Below are 18,620 nucleotides of genomic sequence, written 5' to 3'. Positions count from 1 at the left end.
CCGTCAATCGGGCAAGTCCGGGCCACCCGGTCGCAGGGAAGCCGGGGAAACCACATCGAGACGATGCGCCTGCCAGTTCCAGCGGACATGCCATGCTCCGGGTGTTCCTGATTTGTTCTTTTTAAGCTCCCACAGCATCAAAGTCGAGTCCTCTGCCGAAAAGACCGGCGCGCAATGCCAGCGCGTCTGCGCCGCGTTCGAGCCCATGTCCTGCGGCGTCAGGCAGAGGCCCGTCGTGCCGCCCGCCTGCGCGGCCAGTTGCAGCCGCCGCCCCTCGCGCAGGTTCAGGGGGCGGGTGGTCTGGATCAGCACGAATGGCAGGCTGCCATCCGTCAGCGCCTCTTCTGCGACGGCCAGCGTGTCGGTTTCCTGCGTGGTTTCCGCGATCAGCAGGCGTTCGGGGGCGATCAGCGCGGCCAGACCCTGCGGAAAGGCGATGGCGGGGTTCCAGCCGGGGCGCACCCACAGCATCGCGGCGCCCTCGCCCGTGGCGCCGCGATGGCACTGGATCAGCGCAAAGGCGGCAGCGGCCGGCCCCGTGACCTCATGCACCCGGCCCGCGCGCAGGGGGAACAGATCGGCGGGCAAGGACGGGGTCGGCATCATCGGGGCAGGCTTTCGGTGGGTGGTCCGCCCTTTCCAGAAAGGGCAGTGCGGCGGCGATTGCAAGGGGCCGGGTCAGCCCTGCGGCATCAGGAAATGGCCCGTCGCCTGCGCCATCAGCCGCGAGCGGTTGTCCTGCCAGGCCTCGACATGCACCGAGGCATAGCGCCGCCCCGACCGCACCACCCGCGCCCGTGCATAGGCGTCGCGCGGCAGGCCCGAGCGCAGGTAATCCACGGTGAAATCAATCGTCTTGGGCAGGCGCGGCAGGCTGTCGGGAACGGCGGCATCGGGGGCGATGCGGCCCGATTCCAGATCCTCCCACATGGCGGCCCAGGCCAGCTCGATGATCGCCGTGACCTCAAGGAAAGCCGCGGTCACGCCTCCGTGGATGGCGGGCAGCATCGGGTTGCCGATCAGCTTGTCGTCAAAGGGCAGGATCGCGGTCAACTCGTCCCCGCGCCGGTCGAACTGGATGCCCAACCACGTCATGTAGGGCACCCCCGAGACCAGCGCGCGCAAGGCGCTGTCACGACGGGACTTGATCTGGTGCAGCGGTTCGTTCCTGTCGGCCATCTCAACGCTCCGCGGTAAAGGCGCCGGTGGCGGTGGCCACGGGATTGCCCTCGTCATCGTCCAGCGCGACGGCGCGCACGAAGGCCACGCTGCGCGTCATGTGATAGCACTCTGCCCGCGCGGTGATCCGCTGGCCGGGCCTGGCCGCGCGCATGTAGTCGATGCGCAGGTCGATCGTCGCGGTCGGGCGCGGCCGTTCGGGATGGGCCATCACCGCCGCCCCGCAGCAGGTGTCCATCAGCGCCGAGACGACGCCGCCATGCACGACCCCGGTGCGCGGGTCGCCGACCAGATGTTCGGCCCAAGGCATCGAGATCTGAGCCTTGCCCGCCCCGATCCGGTCCACCCGCATCCCCAGGGCGCGGGCATGGGGGATGGCCTCGATGAATTGCTGCGCGATGCGCGCCTGATCGGCGGCGTCTGGGCTGTCGCTGTCCTGGGTCATCGCGTCCTCACTTGGCTGGTCCCCACAGGCTTAGCCCCCGGATCGCGCCCAATCAACCGGACGCGACGTGCCCGCAGGATTCGGTTGAGAAAACCCGGACAAGCCCCTAGCTTTACCTTTGGGGAAAGCGAGGAGGACGGCATGACCGACCAGCGGATCAGCTTCAAGGAGATGTGCGCGCGTTTCGACGTCACGCCCCGCACGCTGCGCTATTACGAATATATCGAGCTTCTGTCGCCTCACAAGGAAGGGCGCGCGCGCTTCTACGGCCCGCGCGAGGTGGCGCGGATGACGCTGATCCTGCGCGGCCGGCGCTTCGGCTTCTCGCTCGAAGAGATCCGGCAATGGCTGCTGATCTACGACAAGCAGGGGTCGCGCGAACAATATCAGGTCTGGATCGCCATGGCCGACCGCCAGCTGGCCGTGCTGGACCAGCAGATCGCCGATCTTCAGGCCGCGCGCACCGATCTGGCGCAGCTGCGCGAAACCGGCATGGCCGAGCTGGCCGCGCTGGACCGGCCCGGCTGACGCGACGGCAGCACGGGGCCGTGACGCCGCGTCTCGCTTACGTTCGCGTCAACCTGCGCTATATTCGATTTCAAGGACGGAAGGCCGGTGATGGAGGAGGAGCCGCACATCATGTCCGACGATCTGATGACCATTCGCCAGATGTGCGACGCGTTCGAGGTGACGCCCCGCACGCTGCGTTTCTACGAGGCGCGCGAACTGATCTTTCCGCATCGCCGCGGGCAGCACCGGCTTTATGACCGGCGCGACCGGGCGCGGCTGAAGCTGATCCTGCGCGGCAAGCGCTTCGGCTTCAGCCTGGAACAGATCCGGCAATTGCTGGAACTGTATCAGCCGGGCAGCGCCAATGGCAGCCAGATCGCCGCGACGATCGCCATAGCGCGCGAGCGCCTGGACGACATGGAACGCCAGCAGGCCGAACTTCAGATCGCTATCGCGGACCTGAAGAACCAGCTTTCCGATGCCGAAAAGCGGCTTGCCGCCGCATCCCTTGAACAGCCGACAGGATAACGTCATGCCGATCTATGAACCGCCGATCCGCGACCTTCAATTCGTCCTGCACGAGGTACTGAAGCTGTCGCAATCCGACCTGCCGGGCCATGACGACCTCGAGCCCGATTTCACCGAGGCCGTTCTGGAGGCCGCGGGCAAGCTGTCCGCCGAGGTTCTGGCGCCCCTCAACATCATCGGTGACCAGCAGGGCTGCGTGCTGGAAAACGGCGTCGTCCGCACCCCCGAGGGTTTCCGCGCGGCCTTTGACCAGGTCAAGGAAGGCGGCTGGACCGCACTGGATTGCGACCCCGAATATGGCGGCCAAGGCATGCCCTATGTGCTGGGCGTGGCCACGGGCGAGATGTTCGTCAGCGCGAACATGGCCTTCAACATGTATCAGGGCCTGACCCACGGCGCCTATTCCGCCATCCATGCCCATGGCACGGACGAGCAGAAGCGTCGCTGGCTACCCAAGATGGTCAGCTGCGACTGGACCGGCACGATGAACCTGACGGAACCGCATTGCGGCACCGATCTGGGCCTCTTGCGCACCAAGGCGGAACCCCAGGATGACGGCAGCTACCTGATCACCGGCCAGAAGATCTTCATCTCGGCGGGCGATCACGACATGGCCGAGAACGTCGTCCATCTGGTCCTGGCCAAGGCGCCGGGCGGAGGCGAGGGCACCAAGGGCATCAGCCTCTTCATCGTGCCGAAATTCCTCGTGAACGAGGACGGCTCGCTTGGCGAACGCAACGCGGTCTCGGTCGGTGCGCTGGAACACAAGATGGGCATCCACGGCAACGCCACCTGCGTGATGAACTATGACGGCGCCCGTGGCTGGCTGCTCGGGGACCTGCACAAGGGCATGCGCGCGATGTTCACCATGATGAACGAGGCGCGTCTGGGCGTGGGCCTGCAAGGCTATGCTGCGGCGGTGCCCGCCTATCAGAACGCGTTGGCCTATGCCAAGGACCGCCTGCAGGGCCGTGCCGTGACCGGCGCCGCCAATCCGCAGGGCCCGGCCGATCCGCTGATCGTGCATCCCGACATCCGCCGCAGCCTGATGGACCAGAAGAGCTTCATCGAGGGCGCCCGCGCGCTGGCGCTCTGGGGCGCACATCTGATCGACCGCAGCCACCTGGCCCAGGACTCGGATGCCGAGGGGATGATCTCGCTGCTGACGCCGGTCATCAAGGGCTTCCTGACGGATCGCGGCTTCGACATGACCGTGCAGGCACAGCAGGTGCTGGGCGGCCACGGCTATGTCGAGGAATGGGGCATGAGCCAGTTCGTCCGCGACGCCCGCATCACCATGATCTACGAGGGCGCGAACGGCGTTCAGGCGCTTGATCTGGTCGGCCGCAAGCTGGCGCAGGACGGCGGCAAGCACGTCATGGCCTTCTTCGAGATGATCAAGTCCTTCTGCAAGGAGCAATCCACGAACGAGGCCCTGGCCCAGGACTTCATCGACCCGCTCAAGGCGGCATCGAAGGACCTGCAATCGGCGGCCATGTTCTTCATGGAACGCGGCATGAAGAACCCCAATGACGCGCTGTCGGGCAGCTACGACTTCATGCACCTCTTCGGGCATGTGACGCTCGGCTACATGTGGGCGCGCATGGCGGTCGCCGCGCAGGCAGCCATCGACGCGGGCAGCGCCGAGCCGTTCCACAAGACGAAACTGGCAACAGGCCGCTATTACATGCGCCGCCAGCTTCCCATGACGGCAACCCACCTGGCGCGCATCCAGTCCGGCGCCGCTACGGTTATGGAACTGGAAGCCGAGGCTTTCTGACCCGAACCCTGTCGAGCCCGCGCGCGCCCTGCGCGGGCCGATATCCCGGATGCCTCCGGCGGGGATATTTAAGTGAAGAAGAAGGCTCATCCCCGGCCCGCACATGGCCATCGGCATCTCGCGCGGGCCGGGAACTTCTCCTTCAGCGGTCATCGGCTTCCCAGCCTGTACCGCACCTGCCAGCTTCTGGGACAATCGTTGAGAAAGGGTTAACCCGCCCCTTCTTCTTCACGAAAATATCCCGCGGGGGGTCCGGGGGGCGCGAAGCCCCCCGGCCGTTTCGGCCCGGTCCCACCCGGGCGCTCTAGGAGGAACCATGACCGACGCATTCATCTATGACGCAGCCCGCACGCCACGCGGCAAGGGGCGCCCCGATGGCAGCCTGCACGAGGTCACTTCGCTGGCCCTCTCCGCCCGCCTTCTGAACGCCGTCAAGGCGCGCAACAACCTCGAAGGCCATGCTGTCGAGGATGTCATCTGGGGCAACGTTACCCAGGTCAAGGAACAGGGCGGCTGTCTTGCCCGCTCGGCCGTTCTGGCCTCGGACCTGGACGAGCGCATTCCGGGCCTCTCGATCAACCGCTTCTGCGCCAGCGGGATGGAGGCCGTGAACCTGGCCGCCAACCAGATCAAGGGTGGCGCGGGCCAGGCCTATATCGCCGGCGGCGTCGAGATGATGGGCCGGGTCGCCATGGGCAGTGACGGCGCTGCCATCGCGGTCGATCCCAGCCTGGCGATGAAATCCTACTTTGTGCCGCAGGGCATCAGCGCCGACATCATCGCCACCGAATACGGCTTTACCCGCGACGAGGCCGACGCGCTGGCCTTGGAAAGCCAGCGCCGCGCCGCGCTGGCCTGGGCCGAGAACCGGTTCAGCAAGTCTATCGTGCCGGTTCTGGACCAGAACGGCCTGACGATCCTGGACCGCGACGAATACATGCGCCCCGGCACCACGCCCGAGGATCTGGCCAGGCTGAAGCCCGCTTTCAAGGAAATGGGCGAGATGATGCCCGGCTTCGACAAGGTGGCGATGCTGAAATACCCGCATCTGACCCATATCGACCATATCCACCATGCCGGGAACTCCTCGGGCATCGTGGACGGCGCCGCCGCCGTGCTGATCGGCAACGAGGAATTTGGCCGCGCATACGGTCTGAAGCCGCGCGCGCGCATCCGCGCCACCGCCAAGATCGGCACCGATCCCACGATCATGCTGACCGGCCCGGTCCCCGTGACCGAAAAGATTCTGGCTGATAGCGGCATGTCGATCAGCGACATCGACCTGTTCGAGGTGAACGAGGCCTTCGCCTCGGTCGTCCTGCGCTTCATGCAGGCCTTCCAGGTCGATCCGGCCAAGGTGAACGTCAACGGCGGATCGATCGCGATGGGCCACCCCTTGGGTGCGACAGGCGCGATCATCATCGGCACCCTGCTGGACGAGCTTGAGCGGCAGGACAAGCAGGTCGGCCTTGCCACCCTCTGCATCGCGTCCGGCATGGGCGCGGCCACCATCATCGAACGCGTGTGAGGAGCCGGGACATGACCGATTTCACCATGGAAAAAGGCGCCGACGGCGTCGCGATCATCACCTGGGACGTGCCGGGCAAGTCGATGAACGTGCTGTCGATGGACGGCGCCACCGCCCTGAACGGGCTGATCGACGACGCATTGGCCGACGAGGCCGTGAAGGGCATCGTCATCACCTCGGGCAAGAAGGACTTTGCCGCCGGTATGGACCTCAAGGTCATTGCCGGGATGAAAGAGGCGAATGGCGCGCAGGGCGTCTTTGACGGCGTGATGACGCTGCATCACCTGCTGCGCAAGATCGAACTGGCGGGCATGGACCCCAAGACCAAGAAGGGCGGCAAGCCCATCGCCGCCGCCCTGCCCGGCACCGCGCTTGGCATCGGGCTGGAACTGCCGCTGGCCACGCATCGCATCTTTGCCGCCGACAATCCCAAGGCCAAGATCGGCCTGCCCGAGATCATGGTCGGCATCTTCCCCGGCGCGGGCGGCACGACCCGCCTTGCGCGCAAGCTGGGCGCGATGGTCGCCGCGCCCTTCCTGCTGGAGGGCAAGCTGTCCGAGCCGAAAAAGGCCAAGGCCGCCGGCATCATCGACGAGGTGGTCGAGGACCCGCTGGCCGCCGCCAGGGCCTGGGTGCTGGAGGCCAAGGAATCCGACCTGGTGAAGCCCTGGGATGCCAAGGGCTACAAGATGCCCGGCGGCGAGCCCTTCCATCCGGCGGGCTTCATGACCTTTGTCGGCGCCTCGGCGATGGTGCATGGCAAGACCATGGGCGTCTACCCCGCCGCCAAGGCGCTGCTGTCCGCCGTCTATGAGGGCGGGATGGTGCCCTTCGATCAGGCGCTGAAGATCGAGGCGCGCTGGTTCACCAACGTCCTGATGAACCCGTCCTCGACGGCGATGATCCGCAGCCTGTTCATCAACAAGGAAGCGCTGGAGAAAGGCGCGAACCGTCCCGAAGCCCCCGACCAGACCGTCCGCAAGGTGGGCATTCTGGGTGCGGGCATGATGGGCGCGGGGATTGCCTATGTCAGCGCCATGGCCGGGATCGAGGTCGTGCTGATCGACGCTGCGCAAGAGAGCGCGGAGCGCGGCAAGGCCTATTCCACGGGCCTCTTGGACAAGGCCATCAGCCGCAAGAAGGCCACCGAGGAGAAGAAGGCCGAGGTTCTGGCCCGCATCACCGCGACGACCGATTACGCGGCGCTGCAGGGCTGCGACCTGATCGTGGAGGCCGTGTTCGAAGACCCCGCCGTCAAGGCCGAGGTCACGAAGAAGGCCGAAGCCGTGATCCCCGCGGATGCGATCTTCGCGACCAACACATCGACCCTGCCGATCAGCGAACTGGCGAAAGCCAGCGCGCGCCCCGAGCAGTTCATCGGCATCCACTTCTTCAGCCCCGTGGACAAGATGCTGCTGGTCGAGATCATCAAGGGCCGCGAAACCGGCCCTGTGGCCGTCGCCAAGGCGCTGGATTTCGTGCGCCAGATCCGCAAGACCCCCATCGTGGTGAATGACGAGCGGTTCTTCTACGCCAACCGCTGCATCATCCCCTATATCAACGAGGGCATCCGCATGGTGGCCGAGGGCGTGAACCCCACGCTGGTGGAAAACGCCGCCAAGATGATGGGCATGCCGCTTGGCCCGCTGCAGCTGGTCGATGAGACCAGCATCGATCTGGGCGTCAAGATCGCCAAGGCGACCAAGGCCGCGATGGGCGATGCCTATCCCGACGGCGCGGTCGATGACGTGCTGTTCTGGATGGCCGATCAGGGCCGTATGGGCCGCAAGTCGAATTCGGGCTTTTACGCCTATGACGATGCGGGCAAGCGGCAGGGCCTTTGGGAGGGTCTGGACCCCCAATTCCCCCGCGCCGAGGATCAGCCCTCGCTGGAGGACGTCCAGCACCGCCTGATGTTCGCCCAGTCGCTGGAGGCCGTGCGCGCGCTTGAGGATGGCGTTCTCGAAGATATCCGCGAGGGTGACGTGGGCGCGATCCTTGGCTGGGGCTTTGCGCCTTGGTCGGGCGGCCCCTTCGGCTGGCTGGACATTCTGGGCGCCGAACGCGCGGTGGCGATCTGCGACCGGCTGGCGGGCGCACATGGCGACCGCTTCAAGGCACCTGCGCTTCTGCGCGAGATGGCTGCCAAGGGCGACAGCTTCTATGGCCGTTTCGGGGCGGGCAAGAAGGCCGCCTGAGCCGCCTGACATGCAGGACAAAGGGGGGCGGGCCGCATTGGCCTGCCCTTTTCCGTGACTCGCCGCGATGCAGAGAAACTTTCGCGCGTGCTTCCCGTTGAACAGGCAGAGATTCGCCATATGGTGAGCCTGTGTATGGCATGGTTGATTTTGCCGCAGACCAGGGGAGTGCAGATGACCGACGAGACCCGCAGCCGCGCGCTGGCCGCACAGGCCGAGATTGACGCGCTGATCCAGACAAGCCTGCCCCAGCCTGATGACGCCCCGGTCAGCGCCTCGGCCGCCGACCCCGCCACCCGCGCCGAGATCCAGCGCCGCATGGACGAGATCGACCTGAAGGACAGCAACTCGATCCTTCGCTTCGGCACCCGCGCCCAGGGCGATCTGCAACAGATCAGCCAGGCGATGCTGAACGACGTTAAGACCAAGGACGTCGGCCCCGCAGGCGACAGCCTGCGTGCTGTCGTGACCACGATCCGCGGCTTTTCGACCAGCGAACTGGACATGCGCCGCGAACGCAGCCTGTGGGAAAAGCTCTTGGGCCGGGCCGCGCCCTTTGCGAAATTCGTCGCCAATTACGAACAGGTCCAGACCCAGATCGACCGGATCACCGCCGAACTGGAAGCGCACGAGCAGAAATTGCTCAAGGACATCAAGTCTCTGGACCTGCTTTATGAGAAAACGCTGAACTTCTATGATGAACTTGCCCTCTATATCGCGGCGGGCGAGGAAAAACTGCGCGAGTTGGACAGCCGGATCATCCCCGAACGCGAGGCCGCGCTGAAGGGCACGCCCGAGGAACAGCAGGTGATGGGAGCGCAGGAATTGCGCGATCTCAGGACCTTGCGCGACGATCTTGAGAGACGTGTCCACGACCTCAAGCTGACACGGCAGGTGACGATGCAGTCGCTGCCCTCGATCCGGCTGGTGCAGGAAAACGACAAGTCGCTGGTGACGCGCATCAACTCGACCCTGGTGAACACCGTGCCCCTGTGGGAGACGCAGCTGGCGCAGGCCGTCACCATCCAGCGCAGCGCCGAGGCCGCGCGCAGCGTGAAGGCCGCCACCGACCTGACCAACGAATTGCTGACCCGCAACGCCGACAACCTGCGTCAGGCCAATGCCCAGATCCGCACCGAGACCGAGCGCGGCGTCTTCGACATCGAGGCCGTCAGCACCGCCAATGCCCAGCTGATCGCCACGATCGAGGACAGCCTGCGCATCGCCGATGAGGGCCGCAGCCGCCGCGCCGCAGCCGAGACCGAGTTGCAGCGGATGGAGACCGAGTTGCGCGACACGCTGGCCTCGGCCCGGTCGCGGACGCAAGGGGCCGCATGATGAAGGAAGCGCGGGTTCTTGCGGGACTGGCGGCGGCGCTGATGCTGGCCGCCTGCGAGCCGGCGGAGACGCCGGCCGAGCCCCTGCCCGCGCCGCCCGCGCCCGAAATGCCCGCACTTTCCGAGGCCGAGCGTCAGGCCCAGCTGCGCGAGGCGCGCGCCGAACGCAACCGCGCGGCCAACCGGGCGGCGATCCTCGCCTCGGCCCGGGCCAGCGATGCCAGCCAGACGCAGCGCGATTACTATGCGCGGATGGAACGCACGCTTCTGGCGCAGGGCAAGCTGCGGCATGACCGAGACCCGTCCGATGCGGCCTTCGACGCCGAAACGCTGGCGCAGAACTTTGTCCGGATCGCGCTGCGCGACGAATATTCCCGCCGCGACGGCGCGCTTCTCGCCGAGGAGCGCCCCGCCCCCCTGCGCCGCTGGTCCGCGCCCGTGCTGTTCCAGCCAGAATTCGGCGCCTCGATCGACCTCGGCCACCAGCGCGCTTGGCGGGCCGAGGTCGCGGATTACGCCGCGCGCCTGTCGCAGGCCAGCGGCCATCCGGCCCGGCTGGAGCCGCAGGACGGCAATGTCATCGTGCTGATCCTGTCCGAGGACGAGCGCCGCCGGATCGGTCCCCGGCTGGCCGAACTGGTCCCCGGCATCCCGCCCGAGGATGTGGCGATCCTGACCGACCTGCCCCCCGCCATCGCCTGCACGGTCTTTGCCTATTCCGAGGGCGCAAGCCCCGTCTATGCCCGCGCCGTCGCCGTGGTCCGTGCCGAGTTGCCGCCGCTTCTGCGTCAATCCTGCATCCACGAGGAACTGGCCCAGGCGATGGGACTGGCCAATGACAGCCCCGCCGCGCGCCCCTCGATCTTCAACGATGACGAGGAATTCGCACTGCTGACGCGGCATGACGAATTGCTGCTGCGGATGCTTTACGATCCGCGCCTGCGCCCCGGCATGACCGAGGCCGAGGCCCTGCCGATCCTGCGCCGCATCGCCGCCGAATTGCTGGCCCAACCCGCCTGACCAATCCGGCGCCCCGCGGCTTGATCCGCGGCCTGCGGGGGGCCATACAGGACGCAGCGGATTGCGAAAGCGGGGGTTGCCATGTCCATCCTGAACATCCTTGGCGGAGAGTTCATCGAAGTCATCGAATGGGTCGAGGATAACCCCGACACGATGGTCTACCGCTTTCCCACCGTCGGTCGCGCGATCAAATACGGCGCCAAGCTGACCGTCCGCGAGGGGCAGGCTGCCGTCTTCGTCCATGAGGGGCAGCTGGCCGATGTGTTCGGCCCCGGCCTCTACATGCTGGAAACGAACAACATTCCGGTGATGACACGGCTGCGCCACTGGGATCACGGCTTCCGCAGCCCCTTCAAGTCCGAGGTCTATTTCCTCAACACGACCCGCTTCAACGATCTGAAATGGGGCACGCGCAACCCGATCATCGCGCGCGACCCCGAATTCGGTCCGGTGCGCCTGCGCGCCTTCGGCACCTATGCGATGCGCGTCACCGACCCGGCCCGCTTCATGTCCGAGATCGTGGGCACCCAGGGCGAGTTCAGCCGGGACGAAATCGCCGACCAGATCCGCAACGTGATCGTACAGGAATTCTCGCGCGCGATCGCGGCCTCGAACATCCCGGTTCTGGACATGGCGGCCAATACCGACCAGCTGTCGGATCTGGTCGCGCGCGCCATCGCCCCGGTGATCGAGGGTTACGGCCTGACCCTGCCCGAATTCTACATCGAGAATGTCAGCCTGCCCGCCGAGGTCGAGGCGATGCTGGACAAGCGCACCAGCATGGGGATCATCGGCGATCTGGACCGGTTCGGCCAATATGCGGCTTCCGAGGCTATGCTGAACGCCTCGAGGAACGAGGGCGGCGCGGGCGCGGGGTTCGGCGCCGCGATGGGCGCGGCGATGGGCATGGCGGCCCGCCCCGGCCCCTGGGGCGCGGCGCCCCAGCCCGCGCCGCAGCAGGCCCCCGCCGCGCCCCCGCCCCTGCCCGGCCGCGCGCCCGAATGGCATGTGGCGATCGACGGCGCGGCCTCGGGGCCGTTCGCGCAATCCGACCTGCCGCGTCTTGTGGCCGATGGCAGTCTGACGCGCGCAACGCTGGTCTGGACCGAGGGTCAGGAGGGCTGGGTCGAGGCCGGGCAGGTCGCGGCACTGATCTCGATCTTCGGGGCGACGCCCCCGCCGCTGCCGCGCTGAGGTCCGGATGATCCCTGCCGAACACCGCTTTCCCTGCGGGCAATGCGGGGCCAGCCTTGCCTTTCGTCCCGGCCAGCAAAGCCTGGTCTGCGACTGGTGCGGCCACCGCCAGCAGATCGGCCCCGGCCCCGCCCGCGCGCCGGGTCGGCAGGCCGATGACAGCGGCGGCGATGCCGCCCTGCAATGGGCCGAAGGTCCGCGTCCGCAGGGGGCCGTGCTGCGGGAAATCCCGCTGGACAAGGGGCTGGACCTCTATCGCGACGTCAGTGACATCGTACAGACCGTCCGCACCCTGTCCTGCCCCAATTGCGGCGCGCAGGTCGATCTGGACGACGACCACCACGCCAGCGCCTGTCCCTTCTGCGCGACGCCCGTCGTCACCGATACCGGCCCCACCCGGCGCATCAAGCCGCAGGGCGTCATGCCCTTTGCGCTGACCGAGGCCGAGGCCCGCGCCGCGATGAAGGCTTGGCTGGGCAGCCTTTGGTTCGCGCCTTCGGCGCTGACCGCCTATGCGCGCAAGGACCGGCGTCTGACCGGGGTCTATTCGCCCTTCTGGACCTTCGATGCCGACAGCACCAGCCGCTATCGCGGCCAGCGGGGCGATGCCTATTACGTCATGGTTCAGGACATGCAGAGCACGAACGGCCGGACGCCGCCGGTCAGCCGGCAGGAACGCCGCATCCGCTGGACGCCCGTCTCGGGCCAGGTCGCGCGCCAGTTCAACGACGTGCTGATCCCCGCATCGACCGCCCTGCCGCCGCGTTTCTCCGAGGCGATGAAGCCCTGGGACCTGTCGGCGGTGGTGGCCTATGATCCCGGCTTCCTGTCGGGCTTCGAGGCCGAGGGCTATACCGTACCCCTGGCCGACGGACACGAGGCCGCCCGCCGTCAGATGGCCCAGATCATCCATCAGGACGTCCGCCGCACCATCGGCGGCGCCGAACAGCGCGTCGATCACATCGACAGCCGTTTTGCCAACGAGACGTTCAAGCATGTGCTGCTGCCGATCTGGTCGGCGGCCTATCGCTACAACGGCAAAAGCTACCGTTTCGTCGTGAACGGCCAGACCGGCAAGGTCATGGGCGAACGTCCGTGGTCGGTCTGGAAAATCGGCGCCGCCGTCGCCGTGGCGCTGGTAGCGCTAGCGGCTTTCCTGTATCTGAGCCGGTGACGGACAGGGTAAAGGGGGCGTCGGGATGATCCTTTGTGCAGGCGAATCGCTGATCGACATGGTGCCGCAGGACGGGGTCTTTCGTCCGCTGGCCGGGGGTGCGGTCTATAACACCGCCATTGCGCTTGGCCGGCTGGGGATTGAGACCGGCTACCTGTGGCCGATCAGCACCGACCCCTTTGGCGCGCAGATCATGGCGCCACTGGCCGAGGCGGGGGTGAACACCGATCTCTGCCCGCGCACCGACCGGCTGACCACGCTGGCGCTGGTGACGCTGACGAATGGCGAGGCGCGCTATTCCTTCTATGACGAAGGCTCGGCGGGCCGGATGCTGCGCCCCGAGGATATCGCCCCGCTGCCCGACAGCGTCAGCGCGCTGTTCGCGGGCGGGATCAGCCTTGTTCCCGATCCTTGCGGCGGCACGGTCGAGGGGCTGATCGCGGCCCATCACACGCGCCTGCCGGTGATGATCGACCCCAATATCCGGCCCTTCTTCATCAAGGATGCCGAGGCCTATCGCGCGCGGCTGGCGCGGCTGTTGCCGATGGCGGATATCGTCAAGATGTCAGCGGATGATCTGGAATGGCTCTATCCCGACCTCTCGCCCGAGGATGGCGCGCGGCGTATCCTGGCCTCGGGGCCGAAGCTGGTCCTGCAGACCGGCGGCGAGGCCGGGGCGCGCGCGCTCTGGTCAGGCGAGACCGTCCACGCCCCCGCCGTGCGGACGCAGGTGGCCGACACGATCGGCGCGGGCGACACGTTCAACGCGGGCGTGCTGGCCTCGCTGGAACGGCAGGGATTGCTGTCGAAAGAGGCGCTGGCGGCGATCGGTCCCGACCAGATCCGCGCGGCGCTGACCCTTGGCGCGCAGGCGGCCGCGATCACCGTCTCGCGGCCCGGCGCGAACCCGCCCTGGGCGCATGAGATGCCTGCCTGAGGGTTGCGGGGCGCGGTTGCACGCGCCCCATTCAATCGGCGGGGTGCCAGCCGCCGGGGCGGCGATCGGACGCTTCGTCGTCGTCTTCGACCTCATCGCGCTCGGCGCCGGTAAAGGCCGCAAAGGCGCCCTTCTGCCGCGCGGTCCAGCGCAGGTCCAGATGCAGCCCGTCTTCGGCGGCTTCTTCGCGTTCGACCACGCCCGCCTCGTGCAGCCAGGCGCGGGCGCGTCCATCGGCGAAGTCCAGAACCAGCGTCTCGGGCAGGCGCTCGTCATCCAGGACCGTGCCAAGCGCGTGGTCGATGGCGGCGATCAGGTCGTCCAGCCCCTCGCCCGACAGGGCGCTGACGGCCTGCACGCCCTCGGTCCGGGCATCGGTGCGGCGCAGGGCGGCGCGGATCTCGGGGCCAAGCGCGTCGATCTTGTTCCAGACCTCGATGGCGGCCACGTCTTCGTCAACGCCCAGATTGTCCAGGATCTCGGCCACGTCGGCGGCCTGTTCCTCGGTCTCTGGGTGGCTGATGTCGCGGACATGCAGGATCAGGTCGGCCTCCAGCACCTCTTCCAGCGTGGCGCGGAAGGCGGCGACCAGTTCCGTCGGCAGGTCGCTGATGAAGCCCACCGTGTCCGACAGGATGATCTTGCGCCCCGAGCCGCCGCCCGCCACGTCCGGCAGCCGGATCGCGCGCATGGTCGGGTCCAGCGTCGCAAACAGCATGTCCTTGGCAAAGACCTCTGCCCCGGTCAGGCGGTTGAACAGGGTCGATTTGCCAGCGTTCGTGTAGCCGACCAGCGCCACGATGGGATAAGGCACCTTGGCGCGGGCCGCGCGATGCAGGCTGCGGGTCTTGACGACGCGTTCCAGCTGACGGCGCAGGCGGGTCATCTGTTCGTCGATAGCGCGGCGGTCGGCCTCGATCTGCGTCTCGCCGGGGCCGCCGACGAAGCCAAGCCCGCCGCGCTGGCGTTCCAGGTGGGTCCAGGCGCGGACCAGCCGCGTGCGCTGATAGGACAAGGCGGCCAGTTCGACCTGCAACACGCCCTCGCGGGTACGGGCGCGGTCGGCGAAGATTTCCAGGATCAGCCCGGTCCGGTCCAGAAGCTTGACGCCCCAGTCCTTTTCAAGGTTGCGCTGCTGGACGGGCGTCACCGGGCCGTCGATCAGGACAAGCTCGACCTCGAGCGCGTCCAAGCGTTCCTTGATCTCGGCCAGCTTGCCCTTGCCGAACAGCTTGCCGGGATTGGGCTCGCGCAGATTGGCGACCTCTGAGCCGACCATCTCGATCCCCGGCAGCGCCAGGGCCAGCGCCACGGCCTCGGCCAGCGCATGTTCGGGTTCACGCCTCTGGGTGCGTGCCCGGCCAAGGTCGGGGTGGATCACATAGGCCCGCGTCGGTCGGGCCGCCGTTTCCGTCAGTTCCGCCAATCAGTCGTCGCCTTCATAAAGCGTGATGGGCTGGCCCGGCATGATCGTGCTGATGGCGTGCTTGTAGACCAGCTGCGACTGACCGTCGCGGCGCAGAAGCACGCAGAAATTGTCGAACCAGGTGATGACGCCCTGCAGCTTGACGCCATTAATGAGGAAGATGGTGACCGGCACCTTCGCCTTGCGGACGTGGTTCAGGAATGCATCCTGCAGATTCTGCTTGTCGCCAGCCATTGCTTTGCCGTCCGTCTTGTTCTGTCCCTGTCAACGTGATGTCTAAGCTGTTGTTCCCAGCCATGCAAGGCGGCGCGACCGCCTGTCAGCGGCGCCAGAATTCGGGCGAGAACAGCGCGAGGATCGCCAGCGTCTCGATCCGGCCGATGATCATGGCGGCGGCAAGGATCGCCTTGGTCATGTCGGGCAGGCCCGACCACCCCTCCCACGGGGCCGAGGCGATGCCCGCGCTGCCCTCGAAAACAGGGGTCAGAGGGATCGCGCCCGCCAGCGGGCCGGTATTCGTCAGCGCCGCGATGGACAGGATCGTGGCGGTCTCGAACTCGACCGCCTGGATCGAGACCAGCGCCACGACCACCGCGATCGAGATGGCGAACAGCATGAAGAAGATGAAGGCCAGATAGGCCCCCTCGCGGCGCAGATGGCGTGCGATCCGCCCGCCGCCCGCCACGGCCGAGGGGTGGATGATGCGCTGCATCTCGCGTTCGCCGTGCCGGGCCAGCGCATAGACGCGCAACAGCTTGACGCCGCCCGCCGTGGTGGCCACGCCCCCGCCCATCATTGCCAGCCCCGCCAGAATCAGCCCCGGCGCGGTCAGCCCTGACCAGGCCCGCGCACCCTGCCAGTCGTTCGAGTTCCAACCCGTCGTGGTCAGGTAACTGAGCGCGTTGAATGCCACGCCCCAGAGCGCGCGCAGACCCGCCCCGATTCCGGCAAGCGGCTCCTGCCCGTCAGGGCCCGCCTCGATCGCGCCGATGAAGTGGCGCAGGAACAGAAGCGCCGTCACCACCGCGACCAGCCCCGCCGCCAGACGCAATTCGGGATCGTCGCGCAGCCGCGTGCTGGCGCGCAACGTGCCGCCGCCCGGCCAGAAGCGCCGCGACAGGGCGGGCAGCAGGAACAGAAAGACCAGCGCCTCGCCCGCGAAACCGGCCTCGCCGCCCGCGGGCCCCAGAACCGGCGAGATCCCCGACGTGGACAGCGTGCCGAGTGCCCGGCACAAGGCCAGAAAGGACGGATCGCCCGCCAGCAGCAGGCCGACCCACAGGGCCAGCGTCAGCCCGGCATAGGGCGGCAGCACGGCCTCGGCCGCGCGCAGGACGCGCAGCAGCGGATCATCCGGCGCCGAGGCGATCTGCGGCCCCGCACGCTCGGGTCGGCCCCGCACCGGGGCTGTATCGGCAAGCCGGCGCCCCTCTTGCGGATTGGTCATGATCTCGAACCCGCCGACACGCAGCGGTGCAAGGATCGCCACGGCTGCGACCAGCACGAAGAAGCCGCCCATCCAGCCCACCAGCGCCCGCCACAAATGCAGGGGCGGCGCCAGCAGGTCAGCGGAATAAAGCGAGGCCCCGGTCGTGGTCAGCGCCGAGACCATCTCCCACCAGGCGTTGAACCAGCCGGTATCGGGCAGGCTTTCGGCGAAGGGCAGCGCAAGGATCAGCGGAAGCCCGGCAAAGACCGCCAGCATGTTCAAGAGCATGGTGCGCGAACGGCCATCGCGGCGGTTGCCTTGCGTCGCCAGCCCGATCAGGAAGCAGAAGATCAGGATCAGCAGCCCGGCGTAAAAGAAATTGCGGGCAATCGCCGCATGGCCCATGACCGAAGCCTGGGCGGCAGGCAGCCACATCAGCAGCGCCGACAGGCCGCAGACCAGCACCAGAAGCGGCAGCCGCATCAGGATCGCGCGCATCCCCCGCGCCTCAGAAGAAGTCGATCGAGACCTGAAGCAGGCGCTCGACCTCGGGGACATCGGCGGTCAGGGCGAAGATCAGTACCAGATCGCCCTCGTCGATGCGGGTATCGGCGGCGGGCATCACGATCCGGTCGCCCTTTTGGACGGCGCCGATCAGCGCGCCCTCGGGAAATTCGATGTCGCGGATCGTGCGGCCCGCCATCGGGCTGGTGGACAGGACCTGCGCCTCCATCACCTCGGCCTCGGCATCGCCGATAGAGTAGAGATCGCGCACCCGGCCATGCCGGATATGGCGCAGGATGGTCGAGACGGTCGTGGCGCGCGGGTTGATATAGGCGTCGATGTCCAGCGCGCCCATCAGCGGCACCAGCGTCGGATCGTTGACCAGCGCGATGGCCATGCGCGCGCCCGCCTGCTTGGCCCGGATCGAGGCCAGGATGTTCGTCTTGTCGTCGTCCGTCACGGCCAGAACCGCATCGGCTGAGGAAACCGAGGCTTCCTCCAGCAGCTCGACCGACAGGCCGTCGCCGTTCAGCACAATGGTCCGTTCCAGCCGGTCGGCGGCGAATTCGGCGCGCGCGCGGTCGCGTTCGATCAGCTTGGCGCGGATGCGGTCGGCCCGCGCCTCGAGCGCGCGGCCCACGGCCAGCCCGACATTGCCCGCGCCGATGATGACCAGCCGTTCCTGCTTGCGCGGCGGCTTGCCGAAGATGTCCAGCGTGCGGGCCACGTCATCGACATGGGCAAAGACATAGATCTGGTCGCCCGCGAAAAGCTGGTCGCCGGGTTCGGGCGCGAACAGCCGTCCCTCGCGGCGCACCCCCACCACGATGGCGCGCAGGCTTGAAAACAGCTCGGTCAATTGCCGCAGGGGCGTGTTCAGCGCCGGGCAATCGGGTTCAAGGTCGATCCCCAGCAGATGCACGCGCCCCTTGAGGAAGGTCTCGACATCAAAGGTCGAGGGCGCGGACAGGCGTTGCAGCGCGGCCTTGGCGACCTCTCGTTCGGGGCTGATGACCACGTCGATGGGCAGGTGCTCGGTCCGGTAGAGGTCGGAATAGATCGCGTCCAGATAGGCGCCCGAGCGCAGGCGCGCGATCTTGCGCGGCACCTGAAAGACCGAATGCGCGACCTGGCAGGTTACCATGTTCACCTCGTCCGAATGGGTCGCGGCGATGATCAGGTCGGCGTCGCGTGCGCCGGCGCGGTCCAGCACGTCGGGGTGGCTGGCAAAGCCCGTGACGCCCTGCACGTCCAGCGCGTCGGTCGCCCGGCGGATCAGATCGGCATTGTGGTCGATCACGGTCACGTCGTTGCGTTCGCCCGCAAGGTGACGCGCAATCTGCCAGCCGACCTGTCCGGCACCGCAAATGATGATCTTCATCGACTGCCCTCGTGTCGGCCGAACCGCGCCCCCTTCCGGGTCGGCGCCTT

The 18,620-nt window shown here is 67.3% G+C and carries 17 protein-coding genes; 10 read left to right on the top strand and 7 right to left on the bottom strand.

The annotated features are described in order from the left end of the window. Positions 1-3: 3 nt before the first annotated feature. From ACTZWU_RS10290 to ACTZWU_RS10280, 3 genes are all read right to left on the bottom strand, one after another. A complete protein-coding gene (locus ACTZWU_RS10290) occupies positions 4-603 on the bottom strand; it encodes an ImuA family protein (RefSeq protein ID WP_444737363.1) in 600 nt (199 codons plus the stop codon). A gap of 75 nt (positions 604-678) precedes the next feature. Further along, positions 679-1,179 (bottom strand): PaaI family thioesterase, encoded by a 501-nt coding sequence (locus tag ACTZWU_RS10285; protein ID WP_444737269.1) that lies wholly within the window; start codon positions 1,177-1,179, stop codon positions 679-681. A gap of 1 nt (position 1,180) precedes the next feature. Further along, a complete protein-coding gene (locus ACTZWU_RS10280) occupies positions 1,181-1,624 on the bottom strand; it encodes a PaaI family thioesterase (RefSeq protein WP_444737268.1) in 444 nt (147 codons plus the stop codon). Positions 1,625-1,765: 141 nt separating this feature from the next. Between ACTZWU_RS10280 and ACTZWU_RS10275 the strand changes: the two genes are divergently transcribed. From ACTZWU_RS10275 to ACTZWU_RS10230, 10 genes are all read left to right on the top strand, one after another. After that, entirely contained in the window at positions 1,766-2,152 is a 387-nt protein-coding gene (locus ACTZWU_RS10275; RefSeq protein ID WP_444737267.1) for a MerR family transcriptional regulator, read from the top strand. 111 nt (positions 2,153-2,263) lie between these two features. Next, entirely contained in the window at positions 2,264-2,662 is a 399-nt protein-coding gene (locus tag ACTZWU_RS10270; protein ID WP_444737266.1) for a MerR family transcriptional regulator, read from the top strand. Between the two features lie 4 nt (positions 2,663-2,666). After that, a complete protein-coding gene (locus tag ACTZWU_RS10265; RefSeq protein WP_444737265.1) occupies positions 2,667-4,442 on the top strand; it encodes an acyl-CoA dehydrogenase C-terminal domain-containing protein in 1,776 nt (591 codons plus the stop codon). A 316-nt stretch (positions 4,443-4,758) separates the two neighbouring features. Further along, the gene (locus ACTZWU_RS10260) at positions 4,759-5,970 is read left to right on the top strand and encodes an acetyl-CoA C-acetyltransferase (RefSeq protein WP_444737264.1); all 1,212 of its coding nucleotides are present in this window, start codon (positions 4,759-4,761) and stop codon (positions 5,968-5,970) included. A gap of 11 nt (positions 5,971-5,981) precedes the next feature. Then, the gene (locus tag ACTZWU_RS10255) at positions 5,982-8,168 is read left to right on the top strand and encodes a 3-hydroxyacyl-CoA dehydrogenase NAD-binding domain-containing protein (protein WP_444737263.1); all 2,187 of its coding nucleotides are present in this window, start codon (positions 5,982-5,984) and stop codon (positions 8,166-8,168) included. 174 nt (positions 8,169-8,342) lie between these two features. Continuing rightward, complete coding sequence (locus ACTZWU_RS10250; protein WP_444737262.1) at positions 8,343-9,506, top strand: toxic anion resistance protein; 1,164 nt, start codon at positions 8,343-8,345, stop codon at positions 9,504-9,506. After that, positions 9,503-10,525, top strand: coding sequence for a DUF2927 domain-containing protein (locus ACTZWU_RS10245; protein WP_444737261.1), 1,023 nt, complete (start codon positions 9,503-9,505; stop codon positions 10,523-10,525). Before ACTZWU_RS10250 ends, ACTZWU_RS10245 begins: the two co-directional genes overlap by 4 nt. An 81-nt stretch (positions 10,526-10,606) precedes the next feature. After that, entirely contained in the window at positions 10,607-11,719 is a 1,113-nt protein-coding gene (locus ACTZWU_RS10240; protein WP_444737260.1) for an SPFH domain-containing protein, read from the top strand. 7 nt (positions 11,720-11,726) lie between these two features. Next, complete coding sequence (locus ACTZWU_RS10235) at positions 11,727-12,893, top strand: zinc ribbon domain-containing protein (protein WP_444737259.1); 1,167 nt, start codon at positions 11,727-11,729, stop codon at positions 12,891-12,893. 25 nt (positions 12,894-12,918) lie between these two features. Further along, complete coding sequence (locus ACTZWU_RS10230; RefSeq protein ID WP_444737258.1) at positions 12,919-13,830, top strand: carbohydrate kinase family protein; 912 nt, start codon at positions 12,919-12,921, stop codon at positions 13,828-13,830. 31 nt (positions 13,831-13,861) lie between these two features. Here ACTZWU_RS10230 and hflX read toward each other — a convergent pair whose 3' ends face one another. The 4 genes from hflX to trkA form a co-directional block, all read right to left on the bottom strand. Further along, complete coding sequence (gene hflX / locus ACTZWU_RS10225) at positions 13,862-15,256, bottom strand: GTPase HflX (protein WP_444737257.1); 1,395 nt, start codon at positions 15,254-15,256, stop codon at positions 13,862-13,864. Beyond that, positions 15,257-15,490 (bottom strand): RNA chaperone Hfq, encoded by a 234-nt coding sequence (gene hfq, locus ACTZWU_RS10220; RefSeq protein ID WP_119885907.1) that lies wholly within the window; start codon positions 15,488-15,490, stop codon positions 15,257-15,259. It abuts the gene before it with no gap. An 85-nt stretch (positions 15,491-15,575) separates the two neighbouring features. Beyond that, positions 15,576-17,183 (bottom strand): TrkH family potassium uptake protein, encoded by a 1,608-nt coding sequence (locus tag ACTZWU_RS10215; protein WP_444737256.1) that lies wholly within the window; start codon positions 17,181-17,183, stop codon positions 15,576-15,578. 10 nt (positions 17,184-17,193) lie between these two features. Further along, a complete protein-coding gene (gene trkA, locus ACTZWU_RS10210) occupies positions 17,194-18,570 on the bottom strand; it encodes a Trk system potassium transporter TrkA (RefSeq protein WP_444737255.1) in 1,377 nt (458 codons plus the stop codon). Positions 18,571-18,620 lie beyond the last annotated feature (50 nt).

The organism is Paracoccus sp. NSM, assembly GCF_052379855.1.
Lineage (GTDB): Bacteria > Pseudomonadota > Alphaproteobacteria > Rhodobacterales > Rhodobacteraceae > Paracoccus.
The sequence above is the reverse complement of the archived record's forward strand: the minus strand, read 5'-3'. Positions and strand labels throughout refer to the sequence as shown.